Consider the following 15499-nt stretch of genomic DNA (forward strand, 5'->3'; position numbering starts at 1 on the left):
CTGGCTTCGCTGCGGAAGAGTGTTTTTTCGTCTGTCAGAGAGCAGATGGGTTGACCTGGAAAAATGCTGAAAATTATAATAATAAGGATAGGAAGAAAAAAACAGGGGGGATCTTATGAACAAAAAGATGATGGTAGCCCTCTCGTTCGTTTCCGTTTTTTCGCTGACCCAATTGGCATGGGCAAAGGTGCCCGGTGTTCCGGCTGGCGTAGATGGCGCCACGAAAGGCATTGTGGCGGTCTCCCACCCTGCGGCCGCGCAGGTTGGACGGGACATTTTGGCCAAGGGGGGAAATGCTGTGGACGCCGCCACCGGAATCCAGTTGGCTCTCAATGTGGCAGAGCCGTACATGTCGGGAATCGGCGGCGGAGGCTTTATGATGATCTATTTGAAGGACCAGAACAAAATCACGGTGATCGACAGTCGGGAAGTAGCCCCGGCAAATGTGACAGCCGACATGTTTTTACAGGCCGACGGGCAGCCGATTCCTTTTGAACAGCGGCACACCAGCGGTCAGGCAGTAGGCGTGCCGGGGACGTTGCTCGGCGTGGCAGAGGCGCTTGAGGAGTACGGCACGTGGGAGCTGGCAGACGTGCTTGCGCCAGCGATCGAGCTGGCCGAAAAAGGCGTTCGTGTCAACTGGGTGACGGCGGACTACATCGCCAAGTCGCGCGACAAGCTGGAAAAGCACAAGACAGCCGCGCAAGTGTTCTTGCCGGAAGGCCGTCCGCTGGAGGAAGGGCAAATGCTCGTCCAGCCCGATTTGGCCAAGACGCTGAAGCTGATCCGCGACGAAGGGCCGGATGTTTTGTACAAAGGCGAGATTGGCCGCGCGCTCGTCGAAGAGGTGCAGCGCACAGGCGGCAAAATGACGATGGACGACCTCAAGGCTTACCAGGTCAAGGAACGAGAGCCGGTGCGCGGGATGTTTCGCGGCTACGAGGTGATTTCCATGGCGCCTCCCAGTTCGGGCGGCTTGACCATGATCCAGATTTTGAAGCTGATGGAAGGCTACGACAACCAGAAGGACGGATTCGGCTCCGTAGCGTATTTGCACCATCTGATTGAAGCCAACCACCTCGCCTATGCCGACCGGGCGGCGTACATGGCGGACGAGGACGTCTATCCGGTGCCCAAGCAAGGCCTGCTCCACGACGATTACATAAAAGAACGGCGCAAGCTGATCGACGACAACCGGGCCAACGCGAACATCACGGCTGGCGACCCGTGGAAGTACGACACGGGACAAAAGCCGGCGGCCGCGATCAAAATGCTCGACAGCTCGCCCGTGAAACAGACGACCCATTTTGCCGTCATGGACAAATGGGGCAATCTCGTCTCTTATACGACCACGATTGAGGACATTTTTGGAAGCGGCGTGATGGTGCCGGGCTACGGCTTCATGCTCAACAACGAGCTGACGGATTTTGACGCGGTTCCGGGCGGCGTCAATCAGGTGGAGCCAGGCAAGCGCCCCCGCTCGAGCATGACGCCGACGATCGTGCTCAAAGACGGGCAGCCGTTTTTGGCCGTTGGCTCGCCGGGCGGCTCGACGATTATCGCCTCTGTGTCGCAAACGATTCTCAACGTGATCGACCACGGCATGAACATCGAGGACGCTATTCGCGCTCCCCGCATTTTTTCCAGCGGCTATCCGAACGTCTCCTGGGAGGCGGGGATTGACCAGGACGTCATCTTGCAGTTGATGGCAAAAGGCCACGTCTTTGCCGAGCAGCCTGCGGATATCGGCAATGTTCAGGCGATCGTCTACGATTTTGAAACAGGCAAGATGTACGGAGGGGCAGACGATACGCGAGAAGGCACGGTGCTTGGCGTCGACGCGATCGCCTACACGGCTGCCGAGCCGGAGGAAGTGCCGTATGAGCCGGGTGAGCCTTTTGCCATTGCCGTAAACGGGCAGACGTACCCGTTTTTGGCGGAACAGAAGCTGGTCGTGGATGGCATTGCCTATGTGCAGGCGGAGAAGCTGCTGCTCGGTTTGGGCAAAAGCAGCGCCGACTTCCGGGCAGATGCGATTACCGTACGCGGAGTGGCGTACCTCCCTGTGAAAAAAGTCGCGGAAAAGCTCGGGTTCACCGTCACCTGGGATGAAAGCGAACGGGTCATCGAGTTGAAGAAGTAAACAAAACCAATTTGGAAGGTGGAAGCTTCAATGAAAAAGGTACTGGTACTCGGAGGAACCCGTTTTTTTGGCAAACGTCTCGTGCAACTGCTCGCTGATTCTGGCGCAGAGGTAACGGTAGCGACAAGGGGCTTGGCGGAGGCGGATTTGCCGCCGCAGGTGAAGCGGCTTACGCTCGACCGCGACGACAAAAGCGCGCTTGCTACAGCCGGGGAGCAACAGTGGGACATCGTCTACGACAACATTTGCTACTCTTATCAAAATGCCGTGGACGCCTGCGAAGTTTTCTGCGGCAAAGTAGGCAAATACGTGCTGACCTCGACGCTGTCGGTGTACGATTTTTCCGATCAGGCGTTAAAAGAGGAAGCGTTTGACCCGTACACGTACCCGCTCCGTCCGGGAACGTGGGAAGGCGTCAGCTACCAGGAAGGAAAGCGGCAAGCCGAAGCCGTATTTTTCCAGACCGCTGCTTTTCCGGTGGCAGCCGTCCGCTTTCCGATCGTGCTCGCGGAGGACGATTATACGCGCCGCCTGCATTTTCACGTAGAGCACGTACAACAGGAGCAGCCGATCGGGCTTGTGAACCCGGAAGCTGTCATGTGCTTTATTCACGCCGGGGAGGCGGCCAAATTTTTGGCCTGGGTCGGCACGGACGCCTTTACTGGCCCCGTCAACGCCAACTCGCAAGGCACGATTACGCTGCAAGCTTTGCTGGACATGATTTCGCAAGCCGTGGGCAAACCAGCGCGCATTGAGGCAGAGACCGACCCGGCTCACCAGTCGCCATTCGGATTCCCGCATTCTTTTTTCATGGACACGAGCAAGGCAGCGGCGGCAGGCTATGCGTTCGCGGCCCTCGATTCGTGGCTGCCGGAGCTGATTCAATCGATCGCAAAAGAAACTGTACAAGCAAAAGCGTGACTATCCGTCCTTTTTTTTCGTCTAACTCCATGGTAAGGTAAAGCAGAACATATGTGTCTGTATGGAACCAGGAGGATCAATGATGAAAAAGAATCGCACCAATGGTCTTGCGATCGTCGCCGCACTATCAGTAGCCCTGCTCAGTGGATGTGAAGCCCCTTCGTTGGATGGGTTGCTCGCTTCCCACCAACCGTCTCAGCCGACGGGAAATACGGCAACAGCGAAAGACGGTACGCAAACAAATACAACAGAGCCGGCGCAGGGAGAATCCCCTCGCGCGAAGCAGGCATCCCTGGCCGAAACGATCCAAGACGTCAACGGGGTCCCGACGGTGACAAACCCGACCGATCTCGCCGTTGTTGTGAACAAGAAGCGGGCGCTGCCTGCTGACTATATTCCGCCTGATCTGGTGGAGCCTGACGTGCCGTTTCCGTTCGATGAAAAAGTGGAAAAACGGTTGATGCGCCAAGAAGCCGCACAAGCGTTGGAAGAGTTGTTCGCAGCCGCCAAGCAGGACGGCATCGAGCTGTACGCCGTGTCCGGCTACCGCTCGTACAAGACGCAAAAATCGCTGTACGAGACATATGTTAGAACACAAGGCGCAGAGCATGCTGCTGCGTACAGCGCTGTTCCAGGAAAAAGCGAGCATCAGACCGGATTGGCTATGGACGTGTCGGGGGCAGATGCGAAAACAAGGCTGGAAGAGTCGTTTGGCGAAATGCCGGAAGGAAAATGGCTGGCGGAGCATTGCGCGGAATACGGCTTCATCATCCGCTATCTGAAAGGCAAGGAAGACACGACCGGATACGCCTATGAGCCGTGGCATCTGCGCTACGTCGGAAAAGAAATGGCGCGAGAGATCACGGCGGCAGGGCTTACCCTGGAGGATTACTTGTCCGCAACCGCCACGGCGCAAAAATAAAAGGGGAAAAGAAAAAGCCGCTCACGTGCAAGAGCGGCTTTTTCGTATGCGACTGCCCAGCTAGGTAGCAGGCGGTTATTTTGGCAGACGGATGTCCGACAACGGCCAGTAGACCGCTTCCGCGCGACCGACTACATGATCGAGCTTGACAGGGCCAATGACCCGGCTGTCCATACTGTTGTTGCGATTGTCTCCCATTACAAAAACGCTGCCTTCCGGAATGGTGATCGGCCCGAAGTCTTCGGTCAGGGTCACGCCAGCCGCCGAAGCTTGCAGCTTGTTGTTGGCCAAATACTCTTCGCTGAGCGGTTGGCCGTTGACGTACACCTGGTCGTTTTTCGCTTCTACCGTATCGCCTGCGACAGCGATGACGCGCTTGATCCAGTTGTCGCCGCTCGCATCCGGGTGAATAATGACGATGTCGCCCGGTTTCGGCTCCTTGAGATAGTAAATCGCTTTGTTGACGATGACCCGTTCGCGGTCGTGCAGCGTGCTCTCCATCGACCGTCCTTGCACGACGTAGGGCGCCATGACGAACACGTAGATGAAGGCAGTCAAACCGCCAATCAAAACAAACGATTTCAACCAGTCGAGCAATTCGGTTTTCCATTTCGCTGTGCTTTTGGTTTGTTCCATCAACTTGATCTCCTATGTACATGGTTTCGCTGGCAACAGATTGCCGTGGGCAAAAGAACGCCCTGCGCTTGGGACTGCCTTTCTATTATACATGCAATACGATTGGATACGGAATAAGATTCAAGGAAATTAATGGAGGGCGCGCCCAAAAGCTGCTGTCACGATTTTGCCATCTTCGCCTATTGTCAGTTTTTCCTGTTTGCGGTAAGATGATGTTGCATATAAGTTTTACAGTAAAAATATTAAGTAGTAAACACTTTGTTCCGGCTCATACATATCTTTCGAGGAAAGAAATAATTTTGGAAGGTCTATTGATCTTCATGTACTTAGGCTATATAGTTTTATAGTAAAAGTACTTATATTATTTACTTTCTGAAAATAGGTGATGTTGTGAGCGACATGTCCCGCGCCAGTAAAATTGAGGAACTGGATCGAGCATTTGTCGAGATGGCTCGCTTCTTCATCAGCCACTGGCTGGAAGAGGAAGAGCTGATTAGTCCCAAGCAATTTATTTTGCTGCGAGTGCTTCATCAAAAAGGAAGAAGCACAGTTTCCGAACTGGCGACCATTCTGAAGCAATCCAACAGTGCGACTACGATTGCTCTCAATCGGCTGGTGAAAGCCGGTTACATCGACCGGGTCCGCGACGAGCTGGACCGGAGAGTCGTATGGGTCACGCTGTCGCAAAAGGCAGTCCCTATGCTGGAGGGGCTTTTGTGCCAGAGAAGAGCACTGGTGGGCAAACTGCTGGAAAACCTGAGCGACGAAGAATTGGAGCAGTTTACGTACTTCTTGCGGAAAATGAAGCAATGCATGTAGCGTTGCCATCAGGGTAGCAGGTGGGGGACATTTCAGCGGACAATGTGTGTACTACGCGAATGGGAGTGTACACATATGAAAAAAAGCAGCACATTGATGATGGGTTCTTTGATTCTCGGAGCGGCGCTGTTTGCACAGTCGGCCTGTGCAGAAGAAGCTTCCGCTAATGCAACTGAAGCTTCCGCGACAACTCCTGCGCCAGCAGTTGAAACGACGACAACAACAACTCCAACGGCTGCACCCGTAGCTGAACAGCCACAACCTGGAAACGGCGTTCAAGGAGCTTGGGTCAAGCTTCCTGGGGAAGACGAATACGTTTTCGTGAGCGGCCAATTTGTTCCTGACGCATCCTCGACGTCCGGTTGGTCCCTCTTGCCAGCAGAAGACCAGTTTGTCTCCACCAATCGTTTCCAAGTCGTGCAAACGGCAAATGGCGGCTGGATGGGAATGCCGGCTGAAGATCAATTCATTTCGACAAACCGCTACCAAGTGGTGCAAACGTCCAACGGTGGCTGGATGGCAATGCCAGTAGAAGACGAGTTCGTTTCCACGAACAACTACCAGGTCGTGCAAGCGCCAAACAGCGGTTGGACCGCATTGCCAAAAGAAGATGAGAGCATCGTCATCGGACGCAACTCTACGCAAGATGTGACCAACAGAACCGGCTGGTCCTTGATGGTTCCAGATGTTTCGGCTGACAAAGACAAGTAAGAATAAAGGTGGAAGACGCTTTGCCGCAACGGGCAAGGCGTTTTTTTTTTCGTCTGTTCGCGAAAGCGGCTTCTTCTTTTCTGCGATGGCTAAATGGCTAAATCGGGAGCGCCTGACGCACACTATACCGAAAATCAGCTAGAAGGAGGAAGAAAGCGATGGCAGAACGTGAAAACCGCCCCACGCAGCAACTGAGTGAGACGGGGCAGATGGAAAGCGCCGTGTATCAGGTAGAGGAAGAAGCAGGAGGACTCGCGGCTACACAGGAACAGGTGAGCGACATGTACAAGATGGGGACGATCGAGGACAGCGAGCAGAGCGAATAGCACCGCGCTGGACCACGGGAGCAAGCCAGCTTTTGTCTAGGGGAAAAAGCTGGCTTGTTATTTTGTGCTTTTGATAAAATAAATTTTATTGACTTACAGAGATTTATCGGCAAGAATACAATTGGAATCAGAAAATTAAAAAAGGGTGTGTCACGCATGAGAGACTCTCGTTTGGAGCAATTGGCCTATAACCTGGTGAACTATTCCGTCCGCGTACAGCCAGGGGAAAACATCCTGATTAACGCCAAAGGGAAGACGCCTGAACTGGTATCTGCCCTCGTCCGTGAGATTTACAAGGCGGGAGGCAGCCCGTTCGTCCAGCAGATTGATCCGGCGATCAGCCGTGAAATCGCGATGAACTGCAACGAGGAGCAACTGAAGGTCATGGCGGAAAGCGAAGTGGCCCTCATGGAAAAAATGCAAGGCTATATCGGCATCCGCGCAGCCGACAACATCAATGAGATGGCAGATGTTCCCGGAGACAAGCTCGGTCTGTACTCCCGTTTGTACGAGCTGCCAGTCATGAACGTCCGCGTGCCCAAAACAAAATGGGTGGTGCTTCGCTACCCGAACCCGTCCATGGCTCAATTGGCGAACATGTCGACGGCGGCGTTTGAAGACTTTTACTTCCAGGTGTGCAATCTGGATTACGGAAAAATGGACAAGGCGATGGACAGCCTGGTCGACCTGATGAACCGCACCGACGAAGTCCGTCTGGTCGGGCCGGATACAGACCTGACTTTCTCGATCAAGGACATCCCGGCGGTCAAATGTGCGGGTCTGCGCAACATCCCGGACGGCGAAGTGTACACCGCTCCGGTGAAAAACTCTGTCAACGGCACAATTACACACAATGCGCCTACGCCGTACCACGGCTTTACGTTTGAAAACGTTCGCCTGACTTTCAAGGACGGCAAAATCGTCGAGGCGACCGCAAACGATAGCAAGCGGCTGAACGAAATTCTCGACACGGACGAGGGCGCGCGCTACATCGGCGAGTTTGCGATCGGGGTCAATCCGTTCATCCGCAACCCGATGAAAGACATTTTGTTCGACGAAAAAATCGACGGCAGCTTCCACTTCACGCCTGGTCAATGTTACGATGAGGCGTACAACGGAAACAAGTCGTCGGTTCACTGGGACATGGTTTCCATCCAGCGTCCGGAGTGGGGCGGGGGAGAAATCTGGTTTGATGGCGTCCTGATCCGCAAAGACGGCCGCTTTGTCATTCCCGAGTTGGAGTGCCTCAATCCGGAAAACTTGAAGTAGAACCCCGGCAGCCCGATTATTTATCGTACTGAGACAGTCTCTCCTGTGCCAGCTCAACATCCATTTCGATCTGGAAAAGCATGTGCAAATTGCTGGAGGACATGATGGAGCGACGAGCGGAATGATAGAGGATCGGCTTGTCCGTTTTGATGAGCGTCAGGATTTCGACCACCGGCGGGATGACCTGCTTGATTCTGAGCAAGCTTTGCAGGTAGCGGAGAAATGTCTGAACGCTGGCGGCATCGTCCTGATTGGGCAAGGTCTTCATCAGGCTGAGGAAGTCACGCACGATGATGCGCTTTGCTTCCAGAGGCTCTACGATATTTGTACGGTTCACGCTGGCTCCACCTCACGGGACTTATAGTAACGTATTCCTTGTTCTTTTCCTCCATTCGTCCCATCGTAAACCTGTAAACAGGAAAAAAGTCTGTGGCTTGTGCCATAGACTTTTTTTATGACGATTCTTCGCCTTCGTACACGCCTTTTTCTTCCAGCGGAATGCGCACGCGCAGCAGTAGCCAGGCATTCAGGAGCGTAAAGGCGACAGCGGTATTCACGGCGGAAAACGTCAGCGGGAGAGTGAACAGCTCGATCGCCACGACGACGTAGTTCGGATGGCGAAGCCAGCGGTACGGACCGCGCCGGAGCGGCGCTTCCCCTGGAATGACCAGAATCCGCGTATTCCAACGCCTGCCCAGGCTCTGGATGCACCAGTAGCGGAGCAGTTGGGCCGCCAAAAACAGGCCGAAGCTGTACCCCCACCACGGAGGCAGCGCCGAAGCACTGCCTGTCGCGAGCACTTCTACCATCAAGCTGACAAAAAAGCAAACATGCATCAGCACGATGTATTTGTAATGGCCCGCGCCGATCTCGACGCCTCCCAGGGCGCACACGTAGCGGGCGTTTCGCGCGGCCAGCACCAATTCGCAGAAGCGTTGCAGGCAGACGGCAGCCATGACTGTGACGAAAAAGAGCATCGCGCCTACCTCGCTTCCAAGAGGAGCAGCTCAGAGCTGAACCCCGGCCCAAGCGCCGCAACCAGTCCGCGGTCGCCCGGCTGCCACGCTTGCTCCATGCTTTTTTCCAGCACAAACAGCACCGTCGGCGAAGACATGTTGCCAAAATGGCGCAGCACCTCTTCGGAGTGGCGCGTCGCCTCGGCATCAATGCCGAGCGAAGACTGGTACGCGTTCAAGACTTTTGCGCCGCCCGGATGAAAAATAAAGTGGCGCAGACGGTCCACGGTCGTCTGGTGCGACGTCAAAAAGCTTTCCACGTTTTCGCGCATGTATGTCTGAATCAACGTAGGAATGTCGCGGGAAAAAATCACCTTCAACCCCGGCTCTGTCAGCTCCCAGCCCATCACGTCGAGCGTATCCGGCCACGTCGTGGTGCGGGCATCGCGAAACTGGATCCGGGGCGCGCCTTCCTCTGCCGAGGCTTGGACATGGTCGCCGCTGACCACGACGGCTGCTGCTCCATCCCCGAACAGACAAGTCGCCACGAGATTGCTTTTGGACAAATCCTGGCGAATAAAGGTCAGCCCGCACAGCTCTACGCTGATGAGCAGCACCCTGCGCCCGGGGTAGGCTCCGGCGTACTCGCACGAGCGGGACAAGCCCATCGCTCCCCCGGCACAGCCCAGTCCCCACAGCGGAATCCGCGTAATATCGGAGCGAAGCCCGAGACTGTTGACCAGGCGGGAATCCATGCTCGGCGTGGCAATCCCTGTGCTGGAGACGAATACGAGACAATCGATATCGGTTGGCACAAGCCCGGCTTTTTGCAGGCATTTTCGCGCAGCCGCAAGCGACAACGCTTCTGCGTGCTGAATGTACAGCCTGTTTTTTTCGGCAAACGGCTGGTCGCTGGAAAACCAGTCCAGCGGCATGCAAAAGTGCCGTTTTTCGATATGGCTGTGGGCAAAAACGTTCAGGAGCCGATCAATATCGGGAAAAGCATCCTGAAAAAAATGACGGGCGAGCTGCATGGAAGCTTCCGTGGAAACTTCATGCGGCGGTACTGCTGTCGCAACGGATTCGATACGGGGCATACACTTTTTCACTCCCGTTGTTTCATAATGTACAACTATGTTTCCCCTTCCAATTGATTCCAATTCATCGCATCCGCCCATCTGCTGGTGTTTACGTTTGCACTGCCGCAATTTAGCGATACACAGGAGCGGATTGCCGTCGTGCTCGCCTCTGTGGAGGGCGGCTGCGAAATGACGTTTTCCCAGGAGATCGTCGTACCGCATGAAAACGGCTGGACAACAGAAGCCGTTGAAAAGGCCGAGCGGGAGTACTACGAAGGCTTGGAGCATGGCGGGAGCCGCATGCTTGCCGGATTGCAGCAATCGGCGAATATCCTTCGCAGCGTAGCCGTTTATCTCGAAAAAAAGAAAAAGCCTGTATGCGAAACGTTGGCAACCCCACCGTTTGGCAGACAGGCTGGAATGGACACAGTGCTCTAGCTCGAAAGCGACTGGACACTTTCGGCAGGCTCCGCCTGCGTCGTTTTTTTGACAAAGCGGTATTGGAACAGGCCGCCGACGAGCAGCAGCAGGCTGAGGATGGAGAACCAGAGAGCGCCCCCGATCCCTTTGAACGCGACGGCGCCGACACTCGGGCCGATCGTGCCCGTGATGCCCCAGTTCGCGCCGAAGATCGCAAAATAACGTCCGCGATATTCTTCCGGGGCCATGACGGAGATCGCTTTTTGAATTTGCGGCCCGTAGAGCATCTCGCCGATCGTAAACAGGACTTCGGCGAGCACGAGAATGAGAAAGCCAGGCGCCCAGCCGTAGCCGAAACCGACACAGGCGAGAAACAGGTAGGCGGTGAGAATGACCCAATGAGCAGGAAAGCGCTCGGCGTACTTGGCAATCGCAATCTGGCAACAGACGACCAAGACGCCGTTGATCGTCATCAAAGTAGCGAAGACGCTGAGAAAGTCGGTGTACTGGGTGCGCAAATGCTGCGGCAAAATGATCTCTACTTGCGAGTACAAAAGCGACACAGGCACCGCGGCAAGCGTCATCCAGATCAGCGTAGGATGCTCGGCCAGCTTCAGCCGGGGAGCCTGGTCCGTCTTGGCAGAACGGCTGGCCTGTGCCCGGATGTGGTCGGGCAGCGTCTCCGGGACCTTCCAGAAGAGGAGCAGCGCGTAGACGAACAGCATACAGGAGCAGATGCCAAACGCAATCGCCGGGTTGACTTTATAGATGGCGACACCGATCAGCGGGCCAGCGGCGGCCCCGAGATTCAGCGCGGTGTGCAGAAGCGCGAATACTTCGCTGCGTTTTTCCTCCGGCACGACATCGGTAATTTGGGCGCTTGCGGCTGGCCAGAACAACGAGGCTCCGATCCCGTTCAAGACGGTAAGCGCGGCAAAGGCAAAAATAGATTCCGCCCAAATATAACCGGCCATGGAGATCGCTTCAATGGACAGTGCGGCGATCATCAGCGGCTTTCGGCCATAGCGGTCGGAGAGGCTCCCGGCAAAATAGCCGGAGATGATGCTCGTCAGCGGTTGCAGGCTGGTGACCATCGCCGCCACGAGCAGATTTCCGTCCATCCTGTCGTACAGATAGAAGGCGAGGAACGGCCGAAGCATGAAGCCTGCAAAAGTTGTAAGGACCGTCCCGATGACGCGAATCCAGATCGTCGTGTCGTAGCGGGCGATCATTTGTTGAAGCCAGACCATTCGGTTAATTCCTCCCTATCGATCAATCATATTTTGAAAGTATAGCTTACCCATTATACGAAAAAAAAAGAGGGTTGGGATAAGTGGGAAAATTCGATAAAAGTAGAGAAAGCAAGTTATTCTGTTCGCCCATCAGGGCATTCAACAGAATAGTGCTTGAACCGTGGCGGAAAGGAAGGTAAAATATTCCTGTAAGCACGAAGTAAGACCTAGTTTTAAAGAAAACGTTTAGGTCTTATGTAACGGAAAAGTACTTATGGTGCTGCTACAATGGATGGGCCGGAGGTGGAGAGTACCTTGGACTCACGCTGGATTGGCATGGGTGTGTCCTGTTTTATTATATGGATTTGGCTTATCGTATGCGGGCTGCCTGATGAGCAGTCGGCGATGCGGTTTGTCGTGCTGATGGCCATCATCCAGATGGCAGCCGGATACAGCCTGGGGATATACGTGAATCGTCTGCGACAAATGGCCTATCACGACTCATTGACGGGGGTATTGGTCAATCGCCGGTTTCTGGACAGGCTGATTCGCGAGATCAGGCAGGCGAAAAATCAGCACTATCCGATCACGCTTTTATTTATCGACCTGGATAATTTCAAAAAATTCAATGATTGCCATGGACATATGGAAGGGGATCGGCTGCTCTGCCAATTCGCTTCCATTTTGCAAGCCAATGTGCGCAACCAGGATACGGTCGGCCGATGGGGCGGCGAAGAATTTGTCGTGCTGCTGAAGCATGCGGATACGAATGAGGCGCTCGCAATCGGGAAGCGGATCCAGGAGCAGGTTCGCGAGACGCTGTCCGGCGTGACGGTCAGCATCGGCGTCGCCTCCTATCCGATGCATGCGGCTACGGCAGAGGAGCTGACGCACAAGGCGGATATGCTCATGTACGAAGCGAAGAAAAAGAAAGATTGCATGGTAGTCGCTACGCGATAAAGAAGAGAATAGATGGCAAGACTAACACCTGTCGCCCGCTCAAGGAGACGGGTGTTTTATTTTTATTTGCGGATTGTAAAGGAAATTTACAAAAACTTAATATTTTTTTAAAGAAAAATCTACACACTTGCCCTTGAATTTAAATTTACGTCAACAATATCTTTCGATATAATCGTCTAGGTGTGATTTATCCAAAGGAGTGAAGAAGGACCGTATGTTGAAATCTAACAAGTATATCTTCTTTGATCTGTTTGAACAGCAGATTGCCACGGTGCACAAAGGGACTCATCTTTTTTATGAAATGATAGGAAACTATCAAGATGTGGAAGCCAAAGTCAAGGCAATCAAGGCTGTTGAAAAAGAAGGGGATGAGATCGTTCGCCGCATCATGAACGAATTGAATTCTACCTTTATCACTCCGCTTGAGCGTGAAGACATTCACCAGCTCGCACATACAATGGACTCGATGATCGATTACATTGACGGTGTTGCGGATCGCATGTATCTCTATCAAGTTCGTCAGCCGGAGCCGCGCGTTTTGGCACAAGCAAACATTTTGGTCAAATGTTCGGCAAAGCTGATTGAGCTGATTCGCACGCTGCGCAAGCTCGATCATCAGGTAGTATCGAAAATCGCGCGGGAAATCAAAGATCTGGAGCATGAATCCGACTCCAATTACCGCAAAATGGTATCCGATCTGCTGAATTCGCCGGATGCGAATCCGATCGAAGCGATCAAACTCAAGGAAATTTACGACAAGCTAGAAGACTGTGCTGACTTTGCCGAGGACGTTTCGAACCTGGTCGAAGGGATCGTGTTAAAGAATGCCTGATTTTTCGCCAGAGGTTGTTATTCTCGTACTTGTCGTCGTCATGGCGCTGAGTTTTGACTTTATCAATGGTTTTCACGACACGGCCAACGCCATTGCGACCTCAGTATCGACCCGGGCCTTGAGTCCGCGGACAGCCATTGTTATCGCCTCGCTCTTCAACCTGATTGGCGCGCTGACGTACACGGGTGTAGCGAAGACGATCGGGGGCAAAATCACGGACCCGTTCAAGCTGGAAAATGGACTGGTTGTCGTCTTGGCAGCTTTGACCGCCGCGATTTTGTGGAACTTGATTACGTGGTGGTTCGGTATCCCGAGCTCTTCCTCGCATGCGATCATCGGAGGCGTTGCAGGTGCCGCTGTAGGAGCTGCCGGCTTCGGTTCGATCAACATGGAAGGCTTCATTGAGATCGTCAAGGCGCTCATCATTTCGCCGATCGTCGCGTTTGTCATCGGTTTTATCGTCATCAAAATCGTTTCCGCGATTGTCGCCAACATGAATTACCATAAAACGAATCGCAACTTCCGCATGCTGCAAGTGTTGTCTGCATCCTGGCAATCCTTCAGCCACGGAGCCAACGACGCCCAGAAAACGATGGGGGTTATCACGCTGGCCTTGCTCTCTGGCGGATTTTTGGTGCAGGAGCCTGGCGAGTTTGCGATCCCGCTGTGGGTCAAGCTGTCCGCCGCGATTGCCATGGCGCTGGGGACTTCCTTCGGCGGCTGGCGCATTATCAAAACCATGGGTGGCAAGATTATGAAAATCAAGCCAATCAGCGGTTTTTCGGCCGACCTGTCATCTGCCTTGATTATCACAATCTTTACTACCTTGAAACTGCCGGTCAGTACGACCCATGTCATCACCTCTTCGATTTTGGGTGTAGGCGCGTCGCAAAAGCTGAACGCAGTCAAATGGGGAGTGGCTGGACGCATCGTCGTTACCTGGATCATTACGCTCCCGGTAACGGGTCTGTTGGCCGCAGCCTGTTACGTTGTCTTCGACGTTTTCCTGTAAAATACAAAAGACACCTTCTACGTACCGTTTCGTAGCGAGGTGTCTTTTTGCTTACCCAAAACCCGTCAAACGGTCCCACAAGCTGGCTTTTGGCTTGATTTGCACGAGCCGTACAGCGGAAAAAGGAATGTAGTCGAGCGAGCCGTCCTTTTCCTCGATCAGAATGCCGTTGGGGCTGTAGTCGAACAGCTTGCCTTCCGCGTAGGCGGGCAAGCCTGGCCCGATCATGTCCGGGGCAAAATGTATGCGCACCAGACGGTCCAGATATTCCTCCAAAATGCCGTCATCCATCTGCGATCCCTCCTGTCTTCTAGTTATTTCCCGCATTGCGACAATTCAGACGAGCGAACTGCAAAAAACCACTCTGCCAAAGCGGCGAGAGTGGTTGTACAGGATTGTCCCGATTGCTATTCCATTGAATTGTGGGAATGGCCTGACTGCTTGCTTTTGCGAGCGAAGACCAGCATCAGAATGGCCCCGAGGGCGATCAGGCTCAGGCTGACAAGCTGTGCGACCCGCAGCGTGTCTGCGATCAGCAGGCTGTCTGTACGCATGCCTTCGATGAAAAAGCGGCCGATGGAATAAAGAATCATGTAGCTGAACAAAACTTGCCCATCGAATTTTTTAAACCGATACAGCATGAACAGCAGGATGCCGAAGACGAGCAAGTTCCACAGCGATTCGTACAAAAACGTCGGATGATAATACTGTCCGCCGATAAACATCTGGTCGCGGATGAAAGCGGGAAACTTCGCCATAAATTCCGCAGAGGCTACATCGCCGTGTGCTTCCTGGTTGATGAAATTTCCCCAACGGCCGATGGCTTGACCGAGGATGACACTGGGCATGAACACATCAGCCAGGCGAAGGAAGGGAAGCTTGTGCTTGCGAATGTAGTACGTTCCCGCGAGAACTCCCCCGATCAGCCCGCCGTGGATCGCCAGGCCGCCTTTCCAGACCGCGAAGATGTCCAGTGGATTGTCTTTGTACTGCGCCCATTCGAATGCGACATAATACAAGCGGGCACACACAATCGCTGCCGGGATAATCAACACAACCATGTTCAGGACGTGATCGGGATCAATGCCGGAACGTTTGGAATTGTACCTCGCGAGGTAAGTCCCCAGAAAAAAAGCCAACCCCATGATGATGCCGTACCAGTGAATTTTAAGGGGTCCGAGCGAAATCGCGATCGGATCAATCATGAAAATGCCTCCTTGCCTCAAACGTCTGTGCACAGTATAGCATACCTGGACAGGGG

At 53.9% G+C, this 15499-nt stretch carries 18 protein-coding genes; 11 read left to right on the forward strand and 7 right to left on the reverse strand.

The window, feature by feature from the left end; all coding sequences use genetic code 11:
- Positions 1-115: 115 nt before the first annotated feature.
- The 3 genes from ggt to BA6348_RS12770 all read left to right on the forward strand — a co-directional run bounded on the left by ggt (position 116) and on the right by BA6348_RS12770 (position 3986).
- On the forward strand, positions 116-2143 hold the full coding sequence (ggt, locus tag BA6348_RS12760) for a gamma-glutamyltransferase (RefSeq protein WP_005831096.1): 2028 nt from the start codon (positions 116-118) through the stop codon (positions 2141-2143).
- 30 nt (positions 2144-2173) lie between these two features.
- Positions 2174-3064 (forward strand): NAD-dependent epimerase/dehydratase family protein, encoded by an 891-nt coding sequence (locus BA6348_RS12765; RefSeq protein ID WP_122952771.1) that lies wholly within the window; start codon positions 2174-2176, stop codon positions 3062-3064.
- An 82-nt stretch (positions 3065-3146) separates the two neighbouring features.
- A complete protein-coding gene (locus tag BA6348_RS12770) occupies positions 3147-3986 on the forward strand; it encodes a M15 family metallopeptidase (RefSeq protein WP_005831097.1) in 840 nt (279 codons plus the stop codon).
- Positions 3987-4061: 75 nt separating this feature from the next.
- On the opposite strand, the gene lepB is transcribed toward BA6348_RS12770, so the two are convergent.
- Positions 4062-4622 carry a signal peptidase I gene (lepB, locus tag BA6348_RS12775; protein WP_005831859.1) on the reverse strand — a complete coding sequence of 187 codons (561 nt, stop codon included), beginning with the start codon at positions 4620-4622 and terminating at the stop codon, positions 4062-4064.
- A gap of 390 nt (positions 4623-5012) precedes the next feature.
- Here lepB and BA6348_RS12780 point away from each other — a divergent pair, with 390 nt between their 5' ends.
- The 4 genes from BA6348_RS12780 to BA6348_RS12795 all read left to right on the forward strand — a co-directional run bounded on the left by BA6348_RS12780 (position 5013) and on the right by BA6348_RS12795 (position 7747).
- Complete coding sequence (locus BA6348_RS12780; RefSeq protein ID WP_007777678.1) at positions 5013-5441, forward strand: MarR family winged helix-turn-helix transcriptional regulator; 429 nt, start codon at positions 5013-5015, stop codon at positions 5439-5441.
- A 75-nt stretch (positions 5442-5516) separates the two neighbouring features.
- Entirely contained in the window at positions 5517-6152 is a 636-nt protein-coding gene (locus tag BA6348_RS12785) for a hypothetical protein (protein ID WP_005831856.1), read from the forward strand.
- Positions 6153-6310: 158 nt separating this feature from the next.
- Positions 6311-6478 carry a DUF4025 domain-containing protein gene (locus BA6348_RS12790; RefSeq protein WP_005831854.1) on the forward strand — a complete coding sequence of 56 codons (168 nt, stop codon included), beginning with the start codon at positions 6311-6313 and terminating at the stop codon, positions 6476-6478.
- 156 nt (positions 6479-6634) lie between these two features.
- Positions 6635-7747: an aminopeptidase gene (locus BA6348_RS12795; RefSeq protein WP_122952770.1), complete on the forward strand. Its 1113-nt coding sequence runs from the start codon at positions 6635-6637 to the stop codon at positions 7745-7747.
- A gap of 16 nt (positions 7748-7763) precedes the next feature.
- Here BA6348_RS12795 and BA6348_RS12800 read toward each other — a convergent pair whose 3' ends face one another.
- From BA6348_RS12800 to BA6348_RS12810, 3 genes are all read right to left on the reverse strand, one after another.
- Positions 7764-8084 (reverse strand): hypothetical protein, encoded by a 321-nt coding sequence (locus BA6348_RS12800; protein ID WP_005831850.1) that lies wholly within the window; start codon positions 8082-8084, stop codon positions 7764-7766.
- 115 nt (positions 8085-8199) lie between these two features.
- Entirely contained in the window at positions 8200-8724 is a 525-nt protein-coding gene (locus BA6348_RS12805; RefSeq protein WP_005831849.1) for an isoprenylcysteine carboxyl methyltransferase family protein, read from the reverse strand.
- 5 nt (positions 8725-8729) lie between these two features.
- Positions 8730-9800 (reverse strand): type III polyketide synthase, encoded by a 1071-nt coding sequence (locus tag BA6348_RS12810; RefSeq protein WP_026557340.1) that lies wholly within the window; start codon positions 9798-9800, stop codon positions 8730-8732.
- A gap of 87 nt (positions 9801-9887) precedes the next feature.
- Here BA6348_RS12810 and BA6348_RS12815 point away from each other — a divergent pair, with 87 nt between their 5' ends.
- A complete protein-coding gene (locus BA6348_RS12815; RefSeq protein ID WP_238503364.1) occupies positions 9888-10220 on the forward strand; it encodes an activator of HSP90 ATPase in 333 nt (110 codons plus the stop codon).
- Here the strand turns inward: BA6348_RS12815 and BA6348_RS12820 are convergent.
- Positions 10217-11452, reverse strand: coding sequence for an MDR family MFS transporter (locus tag BA6348_RS12820; RefSeq protein WP_122952768.1), 1236 nt, complete (start codon positions 11450-11452; stop codon positions 10217-10219). The two genes, BA6348_RS12815 and BA6348_RS12820, sit on opposite strands and share 4 nt — an antisense overlap.
- Positions 11453-11749: 297 nt before the next feature.
- On the opposite strand from BA6348_RS12820, the gene BA6348_RS12825 reads away from it, so the two are divergent.
- The 3 genes from BA6348_RS12825 to BA6348_RS12835 all read left to right on the forward strand — a co-directional run bounded on the left by BA6348_RS12825 (position 11750) and on the right by BA6348_RS12835 (position 14238).
- A complete protein-coding gene (locus BA6348_RS12825; RefSeq protein ID WP_122952767.1) occupies positions 11750-12394 on the forward strand; it encodes a GGDEF domain-containing protein in 645 nt (214 codons plus the stop codon).
- A gap of 214 nt (positions 12395-12608) precedes the next feature.
- Positions 12609-13226 carry a DUF47 domain-containing protein gene (locus BA6348_RS12830; RefSeq protein WP_005836349.1) on the forward strand — a complete coding sequence of 206 codons (618 nt, stop codon included), beginning with the start codon at positions 12609-12611 and terminating at the stop codon, positions 13224-13226.
- Positions 13219-14238: an inorganic phosphate transporter gene (locus tag BA6348_RS12835; protein WP_005836347.1), complete on the forward strand. Its 1020-nt coding sequence runs from the start codon at positions 13219-13221 to the stop codon at positions 14236-14238. The genes BA6348_RS12830 and BA6348_RS12835 overlap by 8 nt, the downstream gene beginning before the upstream one ends.
- 51 nt (positions 14239-14289) lie before the next feature.
- Here the strand turns inward: BA6348_RS12835 and BA6348_RS12840 are convergent, their stop codons facing one another.
- Both BA6348_RS12840 and lgt read right to left on the reverse strand, forming a co-directional pair.
- Positions 14290-14529, reverse strand: a complete 240-nt coding sequence (locus BA6348_RS12840) for a hypothetical protein (protein ID WP_005836345.1) — start codon at positions 14527-14529, stop codon at positions 14290-14292.
- Between the two features lie 116 nt (positions 14530-14645).
- Complete coding sequence (lgt, locus tag BA6348_RS12845; protein ID WP_005836343.1) at positions 14646-15443, reverse strand: prolipoprotein diacylglyceryl transferase; 798 nt, start codon at positions 15441-15443, stop codon at positions 14646-14648.
- Between the last annotated feature and the right edge of the window lie 56 nt (positions 15444-15499).

The organism is Brevibacillus agri (assembly GCF_004117055.1).
GTDB lineage: Bacteria > Bacillota > Bacilli > Brevibacillales > Brevibacillaceae > Brevibacillus > Brevibacillus agri.

Bases quoted from the DNA above. Each gene is read 5' to 3' on its own strand.
- ggt (WP_005831096.1), top strand. From the start codon at position 116: ATGAACAAAAAGATGATGGTAGCCCTCTCGTTCGTTTCCGTTTTTTCG.
- BA6348_RS12765 (WP_122952771.1), top strand. From the start codon at position 2,174: ATGAAAAAGGTACTGGTACTCGGAGGAACCCGTTTTTTTGGCAAACGT.
- BA6348_RS12770 (WP_005831097.1), top strand. From the start codon at position 3,147: ATGAAAAAGAATCGCACCAATGGTCTTGCGATCGTCGCCGCACTATCA.
- lepB (WP_005831859.1), bottom strand. From the start codon at position 4,622: ATGGAACAAACCAAAAGCACAGCGAAATGGAAAACCGAATTGCTCGAC.
- BA6348_RS12785 (WP_005831856.1), top strand. From the start codon at position 5,517: ATGAAAAAAAGCAGCACATTGATGATGGGTTCTTTGATTCTCGGAGCG.
- BA6348_RS12790 (WP_005831854.1), top strand. From the start codon at position 6,311: ATGGCAGAACGTGAAAACCGCCCCACGCAGCAACTGAGTGAGACGGGG.
- BA6348_RS12795 (WP_122952770.1), top strand. From the start codon at position 6,635: ATGAGAGACTCTCGTTTGGAGCAATTGGCCTATAACCTGGTGAACTAT.
- BA6348_RS12805 (WP_005831849.1), bottom strand. From the start codon at position 8,724: ATGCTCTTTTTCGTCACAGTCATGGCTGCCGTCTGCCTGCAACGCTTC.
- BA6348_RS12810 (WP_026557340.1), bottom strand. From the start codon at position 9,800: ATGCCCCGTATCGAATCCGTTGCGACAGCAGTACCGCCGCATGAAGTT.
- BA6348_RS12820 (WP_122952768.1), bottom strand. From the start codon at position 11,452: ATGGTCTGGCTTCAACAAATGATCGCCCGCTACGACACGACGATCTGG.
- BA6348_RS12830 (WP_005836349.1), top strand. From the start codon at position 12,609: ATGTTGAAATCTAACAAGTATATCTTCTTTGATCTGTTTGAACAGCAG.
- BA6348_RS12835 (WP_005836347.1), top strand. From the start codon at position 13,219: ATGCCTGATTTTTCGCCAGAGGTTGTTATTCTCGTACTTGTCGTCGTC.
- BA6348_RS12840 (WP_005836345.1), bottom strand. From the start codon at position 14,529: ATGGATGACGGCATTTTGGAGGAATATCTGGACCGTCTGGTGCGCATA.
- lgt (WP_005836343.1), bottom strand. From the start codon at position 15,443: ATGATTGATCCGATCGCGATTTCGCTCGGACCCCTTAAAATTCACTGG.